The following is a 19418-nucleotide window of genomic DNA, read 5'->3' as shown; positions in this document are numbered from 1 at the left end:
CCGCGCGTCACCTCTCCCCCCCCCCTCCTCCCCCCTCCCCCCCCCCCCCCCCCCCCCCCCCCCCCCCCGGCCGACGGCACCCCGCGGGAGTACGCCGGCCCGTCACACGCGAGCGGTGTCCTCCCGGCGCGGCTCCGGGACCCGCGGCAGGTCGGCGAGAAGAGCCATCAGCGCCCGGGCCGCGGGACTCGTGGCGTCCTCGGGCGGGAGCATCGCGACGGTCTCGTACGACACGTCCTCGGTGCCCCTCAGGGGAAGTGAGGTGAGGGTGACCGCCTCCGGCTTGTGCCCGAAGTGGCGCGGCACGACGGCTATCCCGAGCCCCTGCTGGATCAGTTCGAGGAGGCTGTGCACGTCGTTCACCTCCAGAGCCACCGTCCGCTCGACGCCCGCCGCGGCGAACGCGGCGTCGGTGACCCGCCGCGGCCCCCAGTCGGGGTGGAAGTCGACGAAGGCCTCCCCGCCCAGATCCCCGGGCGCGACCGGGCCCCCGGTGGCCAGACGGTGCGCGGGATGGCACAGAACGGTCATCGGCTCACCCGTCAGCGGTACGGAACGCAGCTGCTCGGTGTCCGCCCGGGTCCTGACGGCGAACGCCAGGTCCAGGCGCCCGGCGGCGACCTCCTCGGCCAGCGCCCCCGAACCCGCCTGCCGCAGCCGGATCTCCACATCGGGGTGCTGCCGCCGGAACGCGGCCAGCAGGCGTGCCACCCCCACCCCGGCGACGCACTGCTCGGTGCCCAGGGAGAGTGTGCCGCGCAGGACGCCCTGGACCGCCGCCACCGCGTCGTGGGCGGCCCGCACCTGGGCGAGGATCCGTTCCGCCTCGCCCAGCAGGGCACGGCCGGCCTCCGTCAGCGTCACGCGGCGGGTGGTGCGCACGAACAACGGCGCCTGTAGCTCCCGTTCCAGTGCGCGGATGGAGGCGGACAGGCCCGACTGCGACACCAGCAGCCGCTCCGCCGCGCGGGTGAAGTGCTGGTCCTCGGCGACGGCCACGAAATGCTGGAGATGGCGCAGTTCCATGATTGAGAAGCCTAGACGCTGAATCCCATCCGATTCTCCTGTTGGACCACTGGCCGGTGGGCGGGCGAGAGTGGAGGACGTCTCATCCGGAACTCTTTCTTCCTGGAGCCCACGTTGTACACGGCGCACACCGACCGTTACGAGGCCATGCCCTACCGCCGCACCGGACGCAGCGGTCTGAAACTCCCGGCGCTGTCGCTCGGCCTGTGGCACAACTTCGGCCCCGACCGCCCCGTGGACACCCAGCGGCAGATCCTGCGCCGCGCCTTCGACCTGGGCGTCACCCACTTCGACCTGGCCAACAACTACGGCCCGCCCCCCGGCGCCGCCGAGTCGGCGCTCGGTGCCGCGCTGAAGGCGGACTTCACCACCTACCGCGACGAACTGGTCATCTCGACCAAGGCCGGATACCTGATGTGGCCGGGCCCGTACGGCGAGTGGGGATCGCGCAAGTACCTGCTGTCCTCGCTCGACCAGTCCCTGTCCCGGATGGGCCTGGACCACGTGGACATCTTCTACTCGCACCGCCCCGACCCGGAGACTCCCCTGGAGGAGACGATGGGCGCCCTGCACTCGGCGGTCGTCCAGGGCAAGGCGCTGTACGTCGGCGTCTCGAACTACTCGCCGGACCAGACCCGGGAGGCCGCTCGCATCCTGGGCGAACTGGGCACCCCGCTGCTCATCCACCAGCCGCGCTACTCGATGCTCGACCGCCGGCCCGAGGAGGAAGGGCTCCTGGACGCGCTGGACGAACTCCAGGTCGGCTCCATCGCCTACTCGCCCCTGGAGCAGGGCCTGCTCACCAGCCGCTACCTCGACGGGATCCCCGAGGGGTCGCGGGCGGCGAGCGACAGCCCGTTCCTGAGTGCCGACAGGGTCACCGAGGACCTGGTACGGCAGCTGCGCGAGCTCGACGAGGTCGCGCGGTCCCGCGGTCAGTCCCTGGCCCAGCTGGCCCTGGCCTGGGTGCTGCGCGGCGGCCGGGTGACCTCCGCCCTGATCGGCGCGAGCAGCCCGCAGCAGCTGGAGGACAGCGTGGCGGCGACGAACACGCTGGACTTCTCCCCGGAGGAGCTGTCCCGGATCGACCGGATCATCGGCGTGGCCGGTCACTGAGACGGCGGGCGTCCTCCGTCAGCCGCCCGGCGCGTCGAGACGCTCCTCCAGGTGGACGGCCACCGTGTCTCCCGCCTCCTTGCCGATCGCCTTGCGGACGTCGGCCCTGACGGGCAGTTTGTGCGTCCCGTCGCCCAGGGCCATGAAGGAGCTGCGGAAGGGGTATCCGTCGACCGTGCCGCGCACCTTGACCAGTCCGCGCGTCCCGAAGAAGCCGACGGACTCCGGCCACACGAGATAGGTCCAGCCACCTTTCTGCGGGCTCTTCCGCAGCACTGCCGTGAAGTGCTCGTCCAGCGTGTTCGCCGTGTTCATGGGTCCTCCGCTCCCAGTGGTTCCCTTCTTCAAGAGACCACCGGGAGCGGCAGAACTCATCGCGGGGAGTCAGGCGGCCCCCGCCGGCACCCGGTCCAGGAACCCGGACACGCTCCGGATGCGGTCCTCGCCGTCGAGGGTGATCACGTCGAAACCGGCGACGGGCGCCGAGCCGTCGGCCTCGCTGACCAGCTCCCAGCCGAAACGGGCGATGTCGTGGTGCCCGTCGACCGGACCCGTGAGCCGGAAGGAGAAACCCGGGAACTGCTCCCGCGCCGCCGCGATCACCGCCGCCACCTGGTCGTGGCCGCGGACCTCGGCCAGGGGGTCGGTGTACGTCCCGTCGGACGCCCAGGCGGCGGCCACCGCCTTCACCCGGCTCTCCGGGTCCGGGGCGTTCCAGGCCTCGAAGTAGCGGGCCACTGCGGATGCGTGACGCTCATTTCCTGCGGACATGGTCGGTCAGCCTCCATTGAGGTGTACGTGCTGGTCAGGGGCCGGATTCCGCGGTGCGTTCACCCGCCGGGATCCGGTACCGCAACCATGCCGGGCGGCGGCCGGGGCCGTCGATTACCTCGGGGGTAAGAGGGCCCGAACCGTTTCGGCCACCGACGGCGCTGAATATGCCAAGAGACTGGCTGGAATGGCATGGTGACAGAGTGTCAGTAGTGGCGATACTCGATTACCAGGGTGATTCAGCCACGCCCGCCGAGCACCCTCGCACCGATGAGCATTTCCGCACCGCGGTGCGCAGCACACGAGCCGCAAGGAAAGAGAGGCCGGACCGGCAGCGAGCGCCGTGATGGGGGAGCGATCGTGCATGACGAATTCCTGTGCCATGTGACCGCGTACGGAATATGCGGCGGTCAGCGCGTCGGGGTCCCGCTGGGGACCTATCGCGCACCCACCCTGGCGCTGGCCCTGTGGTGGATGCGGGACCGCGCCTCCTGGATCGCCGAGCGTCTCGATCCGCACCCGGACAACCCGAACTTCCCCCCGAACTCCATCGCGCCGGTCGGCCCCGGTGTCCCCGACGTGCCGGCCGTGCTGCGCGCCTGGTGCGGCGATACCGCTCAACAGGAGGTGGTCGCCGAGGAGTTGGCCGCCGGAAAGCTGGTGCGCATCACGACGAACGACGACACCACCGAGTACGAACTGCTCGCCGAGTCCGTGGACGCGCTGCGGATGCAGCGCTTCGTCCCGGTGCTCGCCACACCCGCGGCCTGACCGCCGCCCGCCTCGGTTCCCGGCTGCTCCCGACCCGGGATCCCCGCCCAGGCGTACATCGGGATGAATCGCTAGAATTCAGGCATGGGAGAGCGGCCGGTCGCGCCGACAGCGCCCGAACTCGTCCTCGAAACAGAGGCGGGCTCCACGGTGATCAGTCCCAGCCGCGACTACCACGTCGGGCGGGACCCGCTGAGCGACGTCGTGATGGACGACATCCGAGTCTCGTGGCACCACGCGGTGCTGCGGCCCGAGGACGGCCACTGGACGATCGAGGACGAGGACAGCACCAACGGCACCTTCGCCGACGGCCGCCGCGTCCACGAGTGGGGGGTCGGGCCGGGCAGCGTGATCCGCTTCGGCAACCCCTCCGACGGCCCCCGGGTCGTCCTCGTCGACCGCCCGCCACCCGCCCCCGAGCGGCCCTCAGCCGTCCTGACACCCTCCGCGACCGGGACCTTCCGGCAGCCGACCACCGTACGGCCGCTGCCCGCCCGCACCGTGCGCATCGGCCGCGGCGGCGACAACGACCTGGTCATCGACGACCTCGTGGTCTCACGCCGGCACGCGGAACTGCGCGCCCTGCCGGACGGCAGGTACGAGATCGTCGACCTCGGCAGCCACAACGGCACCTTCCTCAACGGACAGCCCGTCGAGCGGGCCGTCATCACCGCAGGTGACATCGTCGGCATCGGCCACTCCGCGTTCTGCCTCGTCGGCGACCAGCTCCAGGAGTACGTCGACACCGGCGAGGTCTCCCTCGACGTCCAGGACCTCGAGGTCGCCGTCGACCGCGGACGCAAGACCCTCCTCGACCGGGTGTCCTTTCCCGTCGGCGAGAAATGCCTGCTCGCCGTCGTCGGCCCCAGCGGCGCGGGCAAGTCCACCCTGCTGAACGCCCTGACCGGACAGCGACCCGCCGACCGGGGCACCGTCCTGTACGACGGACGCGACCTCTACCGGGACTACGCCGAGCTGCGCCAGCGCATCGGACTCGTCCCGCAGGACGACATCCTGCACGCACAGCTCACCGTGTGCAGGGCCCTCACCTACGCGGCCGAGCTGCGGTTCCCGCAGGACACGGCGAAGGCGGAACGCCGCGCCCGGGTCGACGAGGTGATCCGCGAGCTGGGTCTGGAGGAGCGGGCAGGACAGCCCATCCACAGCCTGTCGGGCGGCCAGCGCAAGCGGGTCAGCGTGGCTCTCGAACTGCTGACCAAACCGTCCCTGCTCTTCCTCGACGAGCCGACCTCCGGCCTGGACCCCGGCATGGACCGCTCGGTGATGCACATGCTGCGCGGACTCGCCGACGACGGCCGTACGGTCATCGTGGTCACCCACAGTGTGCTCAGCCTCGACGTCTGCGACCGTCTGCTGGTCCTCGCGCCCGGAGGCAAGGTCGCGTACTACGGACCGCCCGAGGAGGCCCTCGCGTTCTTCGGCTTCCAGGAGTGGCCCGAGGCGTTCGAGGCCTTCGAGCGCGACCACGACCGGGACTGGGCGGGGGAGTACCGGGACTCGACGCTCAACCGCCGGTACATCGCCCACGCGACCGCGCAGCCCCTTCTGCCCCAGGGGGAGAGTGCCCGTACCTTCGGCCCGCCGCCCAAGGCGCAGAGCTGGGGCGCCCAGCTCGGAACCCTGGTCAGGCGCTACGCCGCCGCGCTGAGCGCCGACAAGACCTTCCTCGTCATCATGATCGCGCTGCCGTTCGTGATGGGCGCGATGGCCCGGGCACTGGCGGGCAGCCGGCTCACCCAGGAGACGGCGATGAACGCGCTGCTCATCCTCTGCGTCGGCGGCGTGCTCACCGGAGCGGCCAACGCCGTGCGCGAACTGGTCAAGGAACGCGTCATCTACCAGCGCGAACGCGCCGTCGGCCTGTCCAGATCCGCGTACCTGATGTCCAAGGTCGTCGTCCTGGGGACCATCACGGTCCTCCAGGCGGTCGTCCTCACGCTGGTCGCCCTGCTCGGCGTCGACCTCGGCGCGCCCGGCGGCAAGGGCGTCCTTCTGCCGCCCCTGGCGGAGATCACGGTGGCCGTGGCCATGCTCGCCTTCACGGCGATGATGCTCGGCCTGCTCGTCTCCGCGGTGGTGCGCAAGGAGGAGGTCACCATGCCGCTGCTCGTGCTGCTGGCGATCGTGCAGGTGGTCTTCTGCGGCGCGCTGCTGAAGCTCAACGGGGTGCCCGGCATCGAGCAGCTGGCCTGGCTGGTGCCGTCCCGGTGGGCGCTGGGCGCGATGGCGGGCACGATCGGTCTCGCCCGCATCGTCCCCGGGGAACTCACGGGGGACCCCCTGTTCAAGCACGCGGCGGGCGTGTGGCTGCTGAACATCGGGATGCTCGTCGTGCTCTCCGTCGTCTTCGGCTACCTGGTGGCCCGTCTGCTGCGCCGCCACGAGCCCGCGGTCATGCGGAAGTAGGTGCGATGACGGCTCCCGACTTCCGCCCCACCCATGTCGTCCCCCAGGACGGAATGTCCGCCTGGGAGGGCCCCGATCCCTCCCGGCCCACGGTGCCGCTCGACGCGCTGCTGCCCGTCCAGCTGGTCGACCGGTCCGGAGACTGGGGCCGCGTCGTCTGCGCCAACGGCTGGTCCGCCTGGGTCGACGGCCGGCTGCTGGTCGCCGTGCCGCAGGCGCCGCCCGCCGCCGGCAGCGCCCTCACCCGCACGGCGGACCCGCGCCCGCTCCTCACCCGCGTCCAGGAGTCGCTCGCCCGCTTCCGCAGCGCGACGGAGGACCTGACCGCCGGCCGGCTCGACGGGGAGTCCTTCCGCGGCCGTACACGGGGACTGCGGGCCGGGGTCGTCGTCGACGGCGAGTCGGTGTGGCTGTACGACGCCGACCACGAGCGGTGGGTGTACACCGACGGCACGCGGATGGCCACGTACGCCGTACCGGGGGAGCCGTCGGCCGCGGCGCCGGAGCCCGCACGGCAGCACCGCGAGGCCACCCGGGTCGTACGGGAACCGGAGCCCGGGGCCCATCCGCCCCCGCTCGCCGAACCGACGCACGCCGGGGCGCGGGCACCCCGTGCGGACGGACCCGCGCCGACGGAGCCCGCGGACGAAGCCGGGCCGGTCGGCAGCGCGCACAGGACGCACTCCCACGAGCCGACCCGGCTGGTGGCGCGAACGGACACCGATCCGTCCCGGCAGCCGGGTGCCCCGGAGCCGGGGGAGCCGGCCCGGCCCGTACGGGAGCCCGCCGCCGACGGGGGACACGAACCGACGCGTGTCGTGCCACACGTCGCGGACGCGCCCGACGGCGCACGGCGGCGTGACACGCGCCGGGACGGCCGCTGATGCGCGGCACGCCCGACGACGCGAGCGTCTACGCGGGACGGCCCTCGGGCCTGGTGGGCAAGCAGATCGCCGGCTACCTGATCGAACGCGAGATCGGCCGCGGTGGCATGGCCGTCGTCTACCGCGCCAAGGACCTCCGCCTCGACCGGACCGTCGCCCTGAAGCTGCTCGCGCCGGAACTCGCGCGCAACGACACCTTCCGCCGCCGCTTCACCCACGAGTCCCGGGTGGCCGCCGCCATCGACCATCCGCACATCGTGCCGGTCTTCGAGGCGGGCGAGACGGACGGCGTCCTGTACATCGCGATGCGCTACGTCGCCGGGCAGGACCTGCGTCATCTGCTGGACCGCGAGGGGCCGTTGCCCGCCGGGACGGCCGTCCGCATCGCCGCGCAGGTGGCGTCCGCGCTCGACGCAGCGCACGAGCACGGCCTCGTGCACCGTGACGTGAAACCCGGCAACATCCTGGTGGCGCGCGGCACGGACAGCGACCACCCCGAGCACGTGTACCTCACGGACTTCGGGCTGACCAAGAAGTCGCTGTCGCTGACCGGGTTCACGACCGTCGGGCAGTTCGTCGGCACCCTCGACTACGTGGCGCCCGAGCAGATCTCCGGACGCCCGGTCGACGGGCGCTGCGACGTCTACGGCTTCGCGTGTGTCGTCTACGAGACCCTGGCCGGCAAGCCGCCCTTCCAGCGGGACGACGACATGGCCCTGCTGTGGGCCCACCAGTACGACGAGCCGCCGCCGCTCACCGAGAAGCGGCCGGACCTGACCTCCGGCGCCGACGCCGTCCTGGCGAGGGCGCTGGCGAAGAACCCCGACGACCGGTACGACTCCTGCCTCGCGTTCACGGCGGCGCTGCGGGCCGCCGTGACGGGACGGGTGGACGGCGGTCGTACGCCGACGCGGGTGGACCACGTCTCGGCGCCCGGCGATCCCGGCGCGCCGCCGGAGCCGCCGGACTGGGCCCGCCCGGTCTTCCGCCGCTGATCCGCGACCCGGGCCACTCGGACGGTCCTCAGCCGCGCCCCCGGCAGCCGGGCCGCCACCCCCGTACCCAGGCCGTGCCTCAGCCTCCGCCCGGCTCCGCCCGGTGGACCGGCACCTCACCCCGTCGGCGCACCCTCGTCGCCAGGAGGGCGCCCAGGAAACCGGCGACGAGACCCCACAGCACGGCGAACCCGAGCGCCGTCCAGAGCCCGGGCCGCAGCAGGAGCTGCCCGGAGAGGCCGCCGCCGAGATCTCCGATGCCGAGCACCGACAGTCCGAAACGCGCCGAGAGACGGGCGAGGAGACAGACCGTCAGTACCGTCAGTGCCAGCGCGGCCGCCAGGTGCAGCGCGTGCTGCCAGACCCGCACCCGGGCGGGGGAGCGGGTGGCCATCAGGAACGCGGCGCCCAGCAGCAGTACGGCGTCGACGGCCACCAGCCACCACACCCGGCCGTCGTACTCGGCGAGCGTGCGCAGGTTGAGCGTCGAGATGTCCCGGGTGCGCAGCACCTCGTCGAGAACGTGCGGCATGGGAAGACCGAAGGGTCCGTCGACCCGCCCTTCCCAGGTGGCACCCAGCCCGATCGTGAGGGCGAGCCACACCAGGTTCGGAAGGCCGAGCAGGATCACGGCGAAGGTCTCCGCGACGTGACCGCGGGTCGCGGCGACCACCAGCGCGACGAGCACCCCGAGGGCCACGGAGGACAACAGCAGCGCGACCATGGCGAAGGCGGCCGGACGCACCGACTCCTGGAAGCGCACCAGCCGGGCCGGAAGCGGGGCCCGGGGCGACACGAGCAGGGCCAGCACCAGGACACCGGCCAGCCACAGCAGCCCGAACAGCAGGGTGACGGGCAGATCCGCCTCGAAGCCGACCTTCGGGGAGGCGCCGAGCAGATCGCCGAGTTCGGAGACGGCTCCGTCCCCCAGGGAGATCTCGAAGTCCTGCCGGGCCGCGAGCGCGAGCCCGGTCAGTCCCGCCAGCCAGACGACGCCGATCCGGGCGGCCCAGCCGCCCAGCTCCGGCCCACCGGCCACGGCCCGGTGCCGCAGCGGGCGAAGGAAGCCAGCGGCGATCACCAGGGCCCCGGCGAGGGTGACCGACAACGGCATCACGGTGAGGGCCGCCTGCGTGTCGGCGAGGGCTCCGGCGTCCCCGGACAGCTCGATGCCCCCGCCGACGGCGGTCACCACGGTCGCCGCGACGACCCGCGGGAACGCGGTGTCGGGCAGGTCGGCCGCACCGGCCGCCCACAGACCGAGGGCGGCGATCACGCCCATCACGATCAGCCCGGCCAGGACCGTCGTGAGGGCCTGGACCCAGCCGTGGCGGGCGACGGTCCGGTCGGACGCTGTCTGAGGACTCACGTGGTCACGCTAAGCAGGACGGGGGAGGTCCGCCCGCCGGGAAGGGCCGACCGCGTCCGCTTGCGGGGGACACGGGACCGGAGCACACAATGGCCTCGTTGTGGAATGGAGCGGCACAGAAAGGATGAAGTGCCGCGGTGTCCCTACGCAGGGAAGAAGAGCTCGTGAGCGTCGAACCGCCGTCCTCCGGCCGTCCCACAGGACCTCCCTCGGGCCCGCTGTCGGGCCCCTCGCAGCCGGGTGCGTCCCAGCCGGGCCCCACCCAGCCCACTCCCCGGCCCCCGCAGGGGCCCGCCGGCGGCGACTCGGGCGCGGGAGGCACCGGCGGTCCCGGCCAAGGCGGCGGGCCCGGGGGACCGTCCGGACCGCACCGGCCCGGCGGCGCGAGCCGAGGCGGCGGCCCGGACCGCCCCTGGTGGAAGTCGGCCCCCCGGGTGGCGCTGATCGCCACCGCGGTCGTGGCGGCGGTGATCCTGGCCGTCGTCCTCACCCGACCGGACGGCACGTCCGGGGGTTCCGCGGACGGCGGCGGCGGCGAGGTCTTCCTTCAGGCCGCCGCGAAGACGGGCCCCGACCCGTTCACGGAGTCGACGGCGAAGGACAGCTCCACCACGCCCGAGACCCCCGTACCGCCCACCGGCACGTCGGAGCCCGCGAACGTGACGCGGGCCGTGGACGGCTCGGCACCCGGTCTCTACGGCGGCACCCGCAAGGCCGCCAGCTGCGACGTGGAGAAGCAGATCTCCGCGCTCCGGGCGGATCCGCCGAAGAACAGGGCGTTCGCCTCCGTGGCGGGCGTCCAGCCCTCGGAGGTCCCGGCCCATCTGCGCTCGCTCACCCCGGTCCAGCTGCGCATGGACACGCGGGTCACCAACCACGGCTACCGCGACGGTGCCGCCACCAGCTACCAGGCGGTTCTGCAGGCGGGCACGGCCGTGCTGGTGAACGACCGCGGTGTGCCGCAGGTGCGCTGTGCCTGCGGCAACCCGCTGACACCGCCGGTCCCGCAGAAGACGACACCCAGGACGACGGGCGACTCCTGGCCGTCGTACCGGCCGCAGAACGTCGTGGTCGTCACGCCGGCACCGACGGTCGTCGACGTCTTCGTCCTCTTCGACCCGGAGCACCACGACTGGTTCCGGCGCGAGAAGGGCGACACCGGCAAGAAGGACAAGAAGACCGAACCGCCGGCCGAGCGGCCGTCCGCGTCGGTCAGCTCCCCGGGCTCCGGCTCCGCGTCGCCGTGCGTGTCCCCGCACGGTGTGCCCGCGCCGTCGGGATGCGAGACGACGTCGCCCGGGTCGTCCTCCTCGTCCCCGTCGGCGCCCTCGTCGCCGCCGAGTTCACCGCCGCCGCCCCCGTCACCTCCGTCGCCTCCGACGTCCTCGGCTCCTGAACCGCCCCCCGACTCCTCGTCGGCCTCCGGTGAGACGACGACGGAGTCGGGCTCCACCTCCCGCATTCCGGAGTCGGCCTCCTCGCTCGGTGCGCCGCGGTCCGGCACCGGCCCCCGGGTCCTCTGAGCGGGGGCCGGACCGGTAAGGCCGAGTGGCAAGTGCGCTGCCGCCGCCCGGTCAGCCGGTCCGGACGACCAGGGCGTAGTCCCCGAGGCCGAGCAGGCGGTCGCCGGGAATCTCACCCAGCGCCGAGTAGATCTTCTCGACGCGTCCCGTGGCGGGGTCGAAGGAGATGTCCTTCACGGTGCCCCGCTCGTCGCCGTCCTCGGTCAGCACCCTGGCGCGCAGGGCTTCGTGCGGGGCCGGGGGCGCCGGCACGGCGGAGTCGAGGGCGGGGTCCGAGCGGACGAGCACGGCATCGGGACCGAACGCGTGGAAGGCGCTCCAGGGGATCGCCGTCTCCTTGCGGCCCCGCGCGCCGGAGATCCGCGCGTGGCTGACCGTCCCGGACCCGGCGTCCAGGACCAGCGACTCGACGACGCCGATCTCGTTCGCCTCGCCGAGCGTCACGACCGGCAGCCCGTGGGCCTGGGAGAACATCATCACGCCGTCGTCCCCTTCTCGAACCCGTCCTGAACCCCGCTGCGCGCACCCTGTCCGGACCCGGTCCGCGTCCCGTCGGGTGTGCCTGGGTCGAACCCGGTCCGCGTACCGCCGGGTGTGGTTCCGTCGAACCCGTCCCGCGTCCCGCCGTGCGCGCTGTCCTCGGCCTCCGCGCGCCCGGCCGCGGCGCCGCGGAGCTGGAACGCCTCGACCTGGCTGACGAAACCGGCGAGGTCGTCGGCGACGAAGCGGGTGGCGTCGGCGGGGATGACCAGGGCCTGTCCCGAGACGGCGAGCGTCTCGCCCCGCGGGACGAAGACCTTGTGCCGACGCCGTTTCGAGCCCGGCTCCAGCGCCTCCCGCGCGGCGATCCGGAAACCGACCACGCGCCCGCTGGTGCCGCCCTCGACCACGATGTCCAGCACCGTGCCGACCTCCGCGCCCAGGTCCGTCAGCACCTTGGCACCCAGCACCTGGCCGTGTGCCGCCTCGCCCCTTGCCACCACCGCGGCCGGCTCGGCGAGTGCGTCGAGACCGCGGATCATGACGGCGTGCCGGCCGAGCGAGTGCACCGCGTTCCAGGGAAGGCTCTGCTTCAGCGGACCCGCGAGCAGTCCCCGGCCACTGAGCGTGAAGCCCGTGACCCGGCCGGCCGGGCCGTCGAAGACGGTGTCCTTGACCTGCGCGACCACATCACCGCCCAGGGTGACCACAGGACGTTTGGTGAGACCGCGGGCGGCCATCAGCTCGCTCACCGCGTCCCCCTCCTGCCGCTCTTCCCGAACCCGCGTCCGCGCTGCACCGCGATGACGGTCCCCGACCGCCTGCTCGTCTGCACCCACACGGCTGTCACGGCGATCAGCGCCAGCGCAGCGACAACGACGACGAGCCATACCCACCAGGCCACCGTCCACCTCCGGTCATTGGGGCCCACCGGCCGCAGTCGGCCGGATCCGGCTCTGTCCGTCTGCCCCGGGCGGACCGGAGGATGCACCTCTGTCCCGGGGACGGCAACCGGCCGGAACGGCGCGGGATTTGAGCCGCGCGAGGTGTACCGGATCGTTACGGCAGGTAATTGTTGCCCGAGGTCAACGACCGGCTACGGTGGGGCGAGACACCGCTCCACGACGGCGCCGTACAGACACCGTCCCCCTGCGACCACCCCCATGTCCCCGCAGGCGTCCCTGTCCCCGAAGTCGAAGGATCGCCGTGCATTCAGGTCGGAGTCCAGGCCAGGCGGCCATGTCACTGTCCGTGCGTGAGGCCGGCCGGTCGACCGTGATCGCCGTCCGCGGAGAGGTGGACCTGGACAACGCGGGGCAGCTCGACGAGGCGATCACCTCGGCGGCCCCCGCCCGTCCGGGCCCGGTGGTCCTCGACCTGGCCGAGGTCGCCTTCGCGGACTCGACCACGGTCAACGTCATCCTCCGGGCCTACGGCGCGCTCGGCGCGCGCCTGCGGCTGGCGGCTCTCTCGCCGTACATGGACCGGCTCCTGGGCATCACCGGCGTCTCGGACGCGCTGCCCGTGTACGGCACGGTGGCCGAGGCGCTGGAGGCTGACGCTCCGCAGGGGTGAGCCCCACGGCGCCGCCCGTCCCTCAGGACGGCCCCCGTCCCGGCTCCGCATACGCACGGGCCAGGGACGGGCCGAGCGACCACAGTCCGGTCAGCAGTGCCCTCAGGTCGGCGTCCGGCAGGTGCAGCAGCGCTTCCCTGATCCAGGCGGCACGCTGCTGCCGCACGGAGTCCAGGACGCTGCGGCCGTGCTGCGTCAGGTCCAGGGCGACGCCCCTGCGGTCCTCGGAGATCAGGGAGCGGGTCAGCAGCCCCGCCCCCTCCAGGCTGTCGCACACACGGCTCGCCCGGGAGCGGCTGATCCGCGCGTGGTCGGCGAGCGTCGAGAGGCTCAGGCCGGGGGAGGTGCCGACCAGGGTCAGGGCGCGCAACAGCGACGGGGACAGCCGGCTGTCGACCGCCATCGCCGTCCGGGCCGACACGGCCACCAGGATCTCCGCCGCGGACGACAACTGCTCGGCGGCGCGAAGCAGCACTTCCTCCCGTACAGGGGGGTTCTGGCCTTCCATCTGTCCGCAACCTCTGTACTCGCACCGCACCCGGTGACCGTTCGCTCTCCGACTGTGGGCCCTGCCCGGCCACCCCGGGATGACACCGTCCCCATGTGGGAATCCTGTGACGAAACTCGCAGGCAGTTCCCGTACGCCCCCTGACGGGCCTGCCGGGGCTCGGGAGAAAATCGGGATGACTGAGAACGACTTCCCGGGGTAGCAGCACCCTGCAGCAGCTTCTGGACGTCCCGGCTTCCGAGAGAGACAGGCATGATCGAGCACTTGGGCGGAGCAGTGATACCGACTGGCTTCGACGTGCCCGTGGAACCGCTTCGGCGGACGGCGCACTACACGGGCGAGCCGGGGTGCATCGCCGAAGCACGGGCCTTCGCCGAGCTGTTTCTCGAGCAGCTTCGCTCGGAGTGGTGCGCCGAGGCCGACCCGCGGGCCGGCGGCGACCTCCTGCTGATCGTCAGCGAGCTGGTCACCAACGCGGACCGGCACAGCCAGGGACCGTACATCCTGGAACTCGAAGGAACCGACAGCTCCGTGACCGTCACGGTCTACGACAGCAGCGTGAGCCTGCCCCGGCGCTTTCCGCGCGACCCCCAGCGCATCGGCCGGCACGGACTCGAGATCGTGCACGCCCTCGCCACCGAGGTCTCGGTCGCCCGGGTCCCGGTCGGCAAGTGCGTCAGAGCCGTCCTCGACCTGCGCCCTTGAACCGGACACGCAGGATGCGACCACGACCTCGGCGGCACACAGCGGCACCCGACGGCCTCCGCGCCCGGTGGGCCGGCCGTGACACGGCCCGGTGTGCCGCCGCAGCAGGCTCACCGCGGCCCACGGCCGACGCAGGTGATTCGAGGGGATGAGCGTGGCAGATCGCCCGCTGGGGATCAGTGAACGCGGTGTCATGCCTCGCCTGGGGACGTCCGACCCGCTCTGGGAACTGGAAGCAGCCCCCGCGCTGCTGCTTGTCGAGGACGACGCCGGCGACGCCCTGCTGGTCCGCGAGGTCCTCGCGGACAGCGGCCTGCCGATGGGCGTCACCTGGTGCAAATCCCTGTCCGAGGCCCGCGCCTTCCTGCAGCGCTCGCGGCACTCCGTGTGCGTCCTGCTCGACCTGCACCTGCCCGACACCCACGGACTGAGCGCGGTCCGCCTCGTCCGCGAGGCGTCACCCGACGCGGCCGTCGTGGTGCTCACCGGCGTGGCCGAGAACGAGGCGGGTCTCGCCGCGGTCGCCGAGGGCGCCCAGGACTTCCTCTCCAAGGACGGGCTGGGCCCGGAGACCCTGAGCCGCGCGGTGCGCTACGCCCTCCAGCGCAAGCAGGTCGAACGCTCGAGCGCCGAACTCCAGGCGAGCCGGCTGCTGGCCCGGGAGAACGCGCGTCTGGAGCGCGGGCTGCTGCCCACACCCCTGCTGCGCGGAGACGGCTGTGCGGTGGCCTCCCGCTACAGCCCCGGCCGGGACCACGCCCTGCTGGGCGGGGACTTCTTCGACGTCGTCGAGAGCGCGGACGGCACCGTGCACGCGGTGATCGGCGACGTCTCGGGCCACGGGGCGGCCGAGGCGGCCCTCGGCGTCTGCCTCCGGGTGGCCTGGCGGGCCGCCGTGCTCTCCGGATGCGTCGGCACGGAGCAGGTCCGCCTCCTGGAGGAGATCCTCGGTGCCGAGCGCGCCGCCGACTACATCTTCGCCACCCTCACCATCCTGCGGCTGAGCGAGGACCGCAGCCGGCTGCGCCTCATCCGGGCCGGGCACCCCGGGCTGCTCGTGCGCACGTCCGGCGGGATCGACCTGCTGGAGCCGCCCCCCGGCCCCGCGCTCGGGCTGATCCCGGGCCTGGCCCGGTGGCCGGAGACCGAACTGCCCGCGCACGACATCAGCGCCCTGACCCTGTTCACCGACGGCCTGTTCGAGGGCGTCGTGGCACAGGACCGGCGTCTCGGAGAAGAAGGACTGCTCGAAGTGGCGAGGAAACACATGGGCCTGCACGGGCGGCCGTTCGTCGACGCCGTCGTCGACGAGGTCGCGGAACTGACCGCGGCCCACGGAGGGCTCGCCGACGACGTGGCCGTCCTGCACCTGGCGACGGACGGTGCCTCGTGAACCGTCCGGCAGTGTCCCGGAAGAACGTCGGACCCACGGCGAGCGGTACGGACGAGAAACCGACGGGCATGGCCCGGCTGAGCGTGCAGGGCTGGATCAACGTCGTGCTGGCGGCGAACGTGCTGCTCGTCCTCGTCTTCGCCGTGGCCGGCAGCATCCTGCAGTCCCGCGCCGAAGAGCGCACCGACCGGCTCAGCCACCGCATCCAGCCCGCCCGGTCGGCCGCCTTCCAGCTGGAGACGTCACTCGTGGACCAGGAGACGGGCGTGCGCGGCTTCGTGCTGAGCAAGGACCCCTCCTTCCTGGAACCGTACGAGTCCGGGATGCGGGCCGAGAAGAAGCTGAACGACCAGCTCGCCGCGGAACTCGCCGGACATCCCCGGATCGCCGCCGACCTGCGCGAGGTCCGGCTTGCCGGAGAGACCTGGCGCCGCGACCACGCGCGGCCCCTCATCGAGGCGGCCCGGTCCTCCGCCGGACGGAGCACGCCCGGTCTGGACGCGAGCAAGACCACGTTCGACACGACCAGGACCCGGCTCGCACAGCTGGAGAGGGACATCCGGCAGCTGAGCGACGAGACCCGCGCCTCGGCACAGGACAGCCGCCGGCTCCGCACCTACTTCTTCGTCGGCATGCTCGCCGCCTTCCTGGCGAGCGGCGTCGCGCTGACGCTGCTCCTGCGCCGGATCGTGGGGCGCCCGCTGCGCGCCCTCGAGGCGGCCTCCGTGGAGGTCGGCGGGGGAGACTTCACGCACCGGATCCGGCTGGACGGGCCCCGGGACCTGGAGGCGGTGGCCCGGTCCGTCGAGGAGATGCGCCGGCGCATCGTGGACGAGCTGTCCGAGTCGAAGAGCCGAGAGGGCCTCCTGCGCGAGCAGACGGCGGAACTCGACGCCCAGACCCTCGAACTGAAACGCTCCAACGCCGAGTTGGAACAGTTCGCCTACGTCGCCTCGCACGACCTCCAGGAACCGCTGCGCAAGGTCGCGTCCTTCTGCCAGCTCCTGGAGAAGCGCTACGGGGACCAGCTGGACGACCGGGCCAAGCAGTACATCGACTTCGCCGTGGACGGCGCCAAGCGCATGCAGGTCCTCATCAACGACCTGCTGACCTTCTCCCGGGTCGGCCGCGTCGGCGAGGAGCAGGCCACGGTCGCGCTGGACGACGTACTGGACCGGGCACTGGCCAACCTCAGCGTGTCCCTGGAGGAGAACGGGGCCCGCGTCGTGCGCGAGGGGCCGCTGCCCACCGTGACGGGCGACCCGACGACCCTCGCGATGCTGTGGCAGAACCTGATCGGCAACGCGGTGAAGTTCCGGCACCCCGACCGGGCGCCCGAGGTCGTCGTCGGGTGCGCGGCGGAGCCGGAGGACGGCCGGTGGCAGCTGTGCGTGAGCGACAACGGGATCGGCATCGAACCGGAGTTCAGGGAGAAGGTCTTCGTCATCTTCCAGCGGCTGCACGGCCGTGACGAGTACGACGGCACGGGCATCGGACTTGCCCTGTGCCGGAAGATCGTCGAGCATCACGGAGGCGGCATCAGCCTGGACGGTGCCGCCGGTGAGGGCACGCGCGTGTGCTTCACCCTGCCCGCCGCGGCGCAGCAGCCGAAGTCCCCGGAGCGGGTCGAGGCCTCGCGCCCCCATGAAGGAGCACGTACGTGACTTCCCCCGCGGAACCCATCCAGGTCCTGCTCGTCGAGGACGATCCGGGCGACGAGCTGATGACCCGTGAGGCGTTCGAGGACAACAAGATCCGCAACACCCTGCACGTCGTCCGGGACGGCGAGGAGGCGCTCGACTTCCTCTACCGCCAGAACAAGTACGCGGACGCGCCACGGCCCGATCTGATCCTGCTGGACCTCAACCTGCCCAAGTACGACGGCCGGCAGGTGCTGGAGCGCATCAAGTCGGACGACGACCTCGCACTCATCCCGGTCGTCGTGCTGACCACGTCCTCCGCGGAGGAGGACATCCTGCGCAGCTACCGGCTGCACGCCAACGCGTACGTGACCAAACCGGTCGACCTGGACCAGTTCATCGCGGCCGTCCGGCAGATCGACGACTTCTTCGTGACCGTGGTGAAGCTGCCCAAGACCACGTGACGCACCGGTGCAGACCTCGCCGAGCGGGCTCCGTTCCCCTTCCTAGCCGGTGACATACGACGGGGCGGCCGTCCATGAATACGGCGAGCCGGGGCACAGTGACAGGGGCGGCACGTCCTTGCCGGCCAGGAGATCCGTTGTCGAGACGCAAGGGTGGGCCGACCATGACAAGGCGTAGGGCGTTTCTGCGGGCGGGCGGCGGCATCCGGGGCCTGCCGGGCAGCGGAACGGTGATCCGGGCGGGGCTCGGGAGCACCGGCGTACCCAAGGGGCGCCGGGTCGCGGCGGGCGGTCTGCTGTGGGCCGCCGCGGCCGCGGCGCTCGGCGCGTCCGGTGACCGCACCGCGCGCCGTGCGGCGCTGCGGGGGCTCGGTACCGTCGCTCTCGCCTCGGCCGCGACCCGTGCCCTCGCCCGCCCGGCGGCGCGCAAGGTCCAGCCGCTCGAGGCGGCCGGGCACGCCGCTTCCGCCGCCGCGTTCGCGGCGGGGGTCGTCCTCGAAGCACCTCGCTACGGCCTGCTCGTCGTCCCCGGCGCCGTCGCACTGACCATGGCCCGCATACGGTCCCGGGTCCGGCACCCCGGTGACGTGGCAGTCGGCGTCGCGATCGGCGTCGGTGCCGCCGCGCTCAGCGCGCGCTGGTGGCCGGTCAAGCCGGACGCGGCAGCCGCGGCGGCACCCCCGCGCCGGCCCGCGCCCGCGCTGCCTGACGGCGCCGGACTCCACGTCGTCGTCAACCCGTCGTCGGGTCTCTCGCGGAGCGGCGACACCCCCGACGCGGCCGAACACGTACGCTCCCTGCTGCCCAAGGCCGAGGTCACGGTGCCTCAGCCGGGGGAGCCCCTGCCCGGCCTCCTGGAGCAGGCCGCACGCCGGGCCAAGGAGCAGGGCGGTGCCCTGGGCGCCTGCGGCGGCGACGGGACGGTCAACGCCGCGACGGAGGTGGCGGCCCGGGTGGGCGTGCCGCTCGCGGTGTTCCCGGGCGGGACCTTCAACCACTTCGCCGTGGACCTCGGCAACCAGTCCGCCGAGGACGTCGCACGGGCCGTGCAGGACGGCGACGCGGTCGTCGCGGACATCGGACGCGCCAGGGCGCCGGGCGGCCCGGAGCAGGTGTTCGTCAACACCTTCAGCCTGGGTGTCTACTCCGATCTGGTCAGCGCCCGGGAGCTCCTGGAGCAGCGGATCGGCAAGTGGCCCGCTCTGGTGGTCGGTCTGGCCAAGGTCCTCGCCACGGGCAGCCCGGTCAGCGTGTCGGTCAACGGCCGGCCCAAGCGCCTGTGGCTTCTGTTCGCGGGCAACGGCATCTACCACCCGGCCGGCTTCGCCCCCACGTACCGGACCCAACTGGACGACGGACTGCTGGACGTACGCGCCGTCGACGGCGGCACCCCGCTGGCCCGGACGCGGCTGCTGATCGCCGTGCTCACCGGCACTCTGCACAACAGCCGGGTCCTCACCACGGCGCAGGTCCGCAGCCTGCGGCTCGAAGTGCTGCACGGCGACCCGCGGTTCTCCTACGACGGAGAGGTGACCAGCGCGGCGGGGCCCCGGCTGGTCCTCGACAAGGTGACGCGCGCCGTGACCCTGTACCGGCCCGCCGACAAGGACCAGTGGCTGCGCTGAGACGTGCGTGGGACGTGCGTCCTCGCGCCGAACGGCCGGTGGGGGGGACCCGAAAAGCGGGGGGGGGGGGGCGGAGGACAGTCGGTCGTTTCGGGGGGGGGACGGGGGGGGGGGGCCCCTTCCCACGTATTCGGCTGTTCCCCCCC

The 19418-nt window shown here is 72.7% G+C and carries 19 protein-coding genes; 12 read left to right on the top strand and 7 right to left on the bottom strand.

The annotated features are described in order from the left end of the window. Positions 1-102: 102 nt before the first annotated feature. Entirely contained in the window at positions 103-1026 is a 924-nt protein-coding gene (locus AC069T_RS16515; RefSeq protein ID WP_478783410.1) for a LysR family transcriptional regulator, read from the bottom strand. 114 nt (positions 1027-1140) lie between these two features. Here AC069T_RS16515 and mgrA point away from each other — a divergent pair, with 114 nt between their 5' ends. Further along, positions 1141-2142 carry an L-glyceraldehyde 3-phosphate reductase gene (gene mgrA / locus AC069T_RS16510; protein ID WP_478783409.1) on the top strand — a complete coding sequence of 334 codons (1002 nt, stop codon included), beginning with the start codon at positions 1141-1143 and terminating at the stop codon, positions 2140-2142. 18 nt (positions 2143-2160) lie between these two features. Here the strand turns inward: mgrA and AC069T_RS16505 are convergent, their stop codons facing one another. Further along, complete coding sequence (locus AC069T_RS16505) at positions 2161-2457, bottom strand: DUF1905 domain-containing protein (RefSeq protein ID WP_478783408.1); 297 nt, start codon at positions 2455-2457, stop codon at positions 2161-2163. Between the two features lie 69 nt (positions 2458-2526). Further along, on the bottom strand, positions 2527-2913 hold the full coding sequence (locus tag AC069T_RS16500) for a nuclear transport factor 2 family protein (protein WP_478783407.1): 387 nt from the start codon (positions 2911-2913) through the stop codon (positions 2527-2529). 360 nt (positions 2914-3273) lie between these two features. Between AC069T_RS16500 and AC069T_RS16495 the strand changes: the two genes are divergently transcribed. The 4 genes from AC069T_RS16495 (at position 3274) to AC069T_RS16480 (ending at position 7990) form a co-directional block, all read left to right on the top strand. Further along, complete coding sequence (locus AC069T_RS16495; protein WP_476751117.1) at positions 3274-3684, top strand: hypothetical protein; 411 nt, start codon at positions 3274-3276, stop codon at positions 3682-3684. 84 nt (positions 3685-3768) lie between these two features. Continuing rightward, on the top strand, positions 3769-6111 hold the full coding sequence (locus tag AC069T_RS16490) for an ABC transporter ATP-binding protein/permease (protein WP_478783406.1): 2343 nt from the start codon (positions 3769-3771) through the stop codon (positions 6109-6111). Between the two features lie 5 nt (positions 6112-6116). Further along, complete coding sequence (locus tag AC069T_RS16485) at positions 6117-6995, top strand: SH3 domain-containing protein (RefSeq protein WP_478783405.1); 879 nt, start codon at positions 6117-6119, stop codon at positions 6993-6995. Further along, on the top strand, positions 6995-7990 hold the full coding sequence (locus AC069T_RS16480; protein ID WP_478783404.1) for a serine/threonine-protein kinase: 996 nt from the start codon (positions 6995-6997) through the stop codon (positions 7988-7990). Before AC069T_RS16485 ends, AC069T_RS16480 begins: the two co-directional genes overlap by 1 nt. Positions 7991-8069: 79 nt before the next feature. Here the strand turns inward: AC069T_RS16480 and AC069T_RS16475 are convergent, their stop codons facing one another. After that, positions 8070-9359: a streptophobe family protein gene (locus tag AC069T_RS16475; protein ID WP_478783403.1), complete on the bottom strand. Its 1290-nt coding sequence runs from the start codon at positions 9357-9359 to the stop codon at positions 8070-8072. Positions 9360-9523: 164 nt separating this feature from the next. On the opposite strand from AC069T_RS16475, the gene AC069T_RS16470 reads away from it, so the two are divergent. Continuing rightward, entirely contained in the window at positions 9524-10882 is a 1359-nt protein-coding gene (locus tag AC069T_RS16470) for a DUF6777 domain-containing protein (RefSeq protein WP_478783402.1), read from the top strand. A gap of 51 nt (positions 10883-10933) precedes the next feature. Here the strand turns inward: AC069T_RS16470 and AC069T_RS16465 are convergent, their stop codons facing one another. Next, a complete protein-coding gene (locus tag AC069T_RS16465) occupies positions 10934-11359 on the bottom strand; it encodes a PRC-barrel domain-containing protein (protein ID WP_478783460.1) in 426 nt (141 codons plus the stop codon). Next, entirely contained in the window at positions 11359-12114 is a 756-nt protein-coding gene (locus AC069T_RS16460; protein ID WP_478783401.1) for a PRC-barrel domain-containing protein, read from the bottom strand. The genes AC069T_RS16465 and AC069T_RS16460 overlap by 1 nt, the downstream gene beginning before the upstream one ends. Positions 12115-12601: 487 nt before the next feature. Between AC069T_RS16460 and AC069T_RS16455 the strand changes: the two genes are divergently transcribed. Then, complete coding sequence (locus AC069T_RS16455) at positions 12602-12937, top strand: STAS domain-containing protein (RefSeq protein ID WP_478783400.1); 336 nt, start codon at positions 12602-12604, stop codon at positions 12935-12937. Positions 12938-12959: 22 nt separating this feature from the next. Here the strand turns inward: AC069T_RS16455 and AC069T_RS16450 are convergent, their stop codons facing one another. Then, positions 12960-13445, bottom strand: a complete 486-nt coding sequence (locus AC069T_RS16450; RefSeq protein ID WP_478783399.1) for a MarR family winged helix-turn-helix transcriptional regulator — start codon at positions 13443-13445, stop codon at positions 12960-12962. Between the two features lie 252 nt (positions 13446-13697). Between AC069T_RS16450 and AC069T_RS16445 the strand changes: the two genes are divergently transcribed. From AC069T_RS16445 to AC069T_RS16425, 5 genes are all read left to right on the top strand, one after another. Next, entirely contained in the window at positions 13698-14150 is a 453-nt protein-coding gene (locus tag AC069T_RS16445; RefSeq protein ID WP_478783398.1) for an ATP-binding protein, read from the top strand. Between the two features lie 148 nt (positions 14151-14298). Further along, positions 14299-15543, top strand: coding sequence for a PP2C family protein-serine/threonine phosphatase (locus tag AC069T_RS16440; protein ID WP_478783397.1), 1245 nt, complete (start codon positions 14299-14301; stop codon positions 15541-15543). Positions 15544-15611: 68 nt separating this feature from the next. Then, positions 15612-17207 carry a sensor histidine kinase gene (locus AC069T_RS16435; protein ID WP_478783459.1) on the top strand — a complete coding sequence of 532 codons (1596 nt, stop codon included), beginning with the start codon at positions 15612-15614 and terminating at the stop codon, positions 17205-17207. Continuing rightward, on the top strand, positions 17204-17647 hold the full coding sequence (locus AC069T_RS16430; RefSeq protein ID WP_478783396.1) for a response regulator: 444 nt from the start codon (positions 17204-17206) through the stop codon (positions 17645-17647). The genes AC069T_RS16435 and AC069T_RS16430 overlap by 4 nt, the downstream gene beginning before the upstream one ends. 164 nt (positions 17648-17811) lie before the next feature. Further along, positions 17812-19272 (top strand): diacylglycerol/lipid kinase family protein, encoded by a 1461-nt coding sequence (locus tag AC069T_RS16425; RefSeq protein ID WP_478783395.1) that lies wholly within the window; start codon positions 17812-17814, stop codon positions 19270-19272. Positions 19273-19418: the final 146 nt, after the last annotated feature.

The sequence above is a fragment of the Streptomyces sp. NPDC043867 genome, assembly GCF_056435845.1.
Note: the sequence above shows the minus strand (reverse complement) of the source record. Positions and strands in the feature narration are given on the sequence as shown.

Excerpts from the sequence above, each read along its gene's own strand:
- AC069T_RS16515 (WP_478783410.1), bottom strand. The coding sequence starts at position 1,026 with ATGGAACTGCGCCATCTCCAGCATTTCGTGGCCGTCGCCGAGGACCAG.
- AC069T_RS16505 (WP_478783408.1), bottom strand. The coding sequence starts at position 2,457 with ATGAACACGGCGAACACGCTGGACGAGCACTTCACGGCAGTGCTGCGG.
- AC069T_RS16500 (WP_478783407.1), bottom strand. The coding sequence starts at position 2,913 with ATGTCCGCAGGAAATGAGCGTCACGCATCCGCAGTGGCCCGCTACTTC.
- AC069T_RS16490 (WP_478783406.1), top strand. The coding sequence starts at position 3,769 with ATGGGAGAGCGGCCGGTCGCGCCGACAGCGCCCGAACTCGTCCTCGAA.
- AC069T_RS16485 (WP_478783405.1), top strand. The coding sequence starts at position 6,117 with ATGACGGCTCCCGACTTCCGCCCCACCCATGTCGTCCCCCAGGACGGA.
- AC069T_RS16480 (WP_478783404.1), top strand. The coding sequence starts at position 6,995 with ATGCGCGGCACGCCCGACGACGCGAGCGTCTACGCGGGACGGCCCTCG.
- AC069T_RS16465 (WP_478783460.1), bottom strand. The coding sequence starts at position 11,359 with ATGATGTTCTCCCAGGCCCACGGGCTGCCGGTCGTGACGCTCGGCGAG.
- AC069T_RS16455 (WP_478783400.1), top strand. The coding sequence starts at position 12,602 with ATGTCACTGTCCGTGCGTGAGGCCGGCCGGTCGACCGTGATCGCCGTC.
- AC069T_RS16450 (WP_478783399.1), bottom strand. The coding sequence starts at position 13,445 with ATGGAAGGCCAGAACCCCCCTGTACGGGAGGAAGTGCTGCTTCGCGCC.
- AC069T_RS16445 (WP_478783398.1), top strand. The coding sequence starts at position 13,698 with ATGATCGAGCACTTGGGCGGAGCAGTGATACCGACTGGCTTCGACGTG.
- AC069T_RS16440 (WP_478783397.1), top strand. The coding sequence starts at position 14,299 with ATGAGCGTGGCAGATCGCCCGCTGGGGATCAGTGAACGCGGTGTCATG.
- AC069T_RS16435 (WP_478783459.1), top strand. The coding sequence starts at position 15,612 with ATGGCCCGGCTGAGCGTGCAGGGCTGGATCAACGTCGTGCTGGCGGCG.
- AC069T_RS16425 (WP_478783395.1), top strand. The coding sequence starts at position 17,812 with ATGACAAGGCGTAGGGCGTTTCTGCGGGCGGGCGGCGGCATCCGGGGC.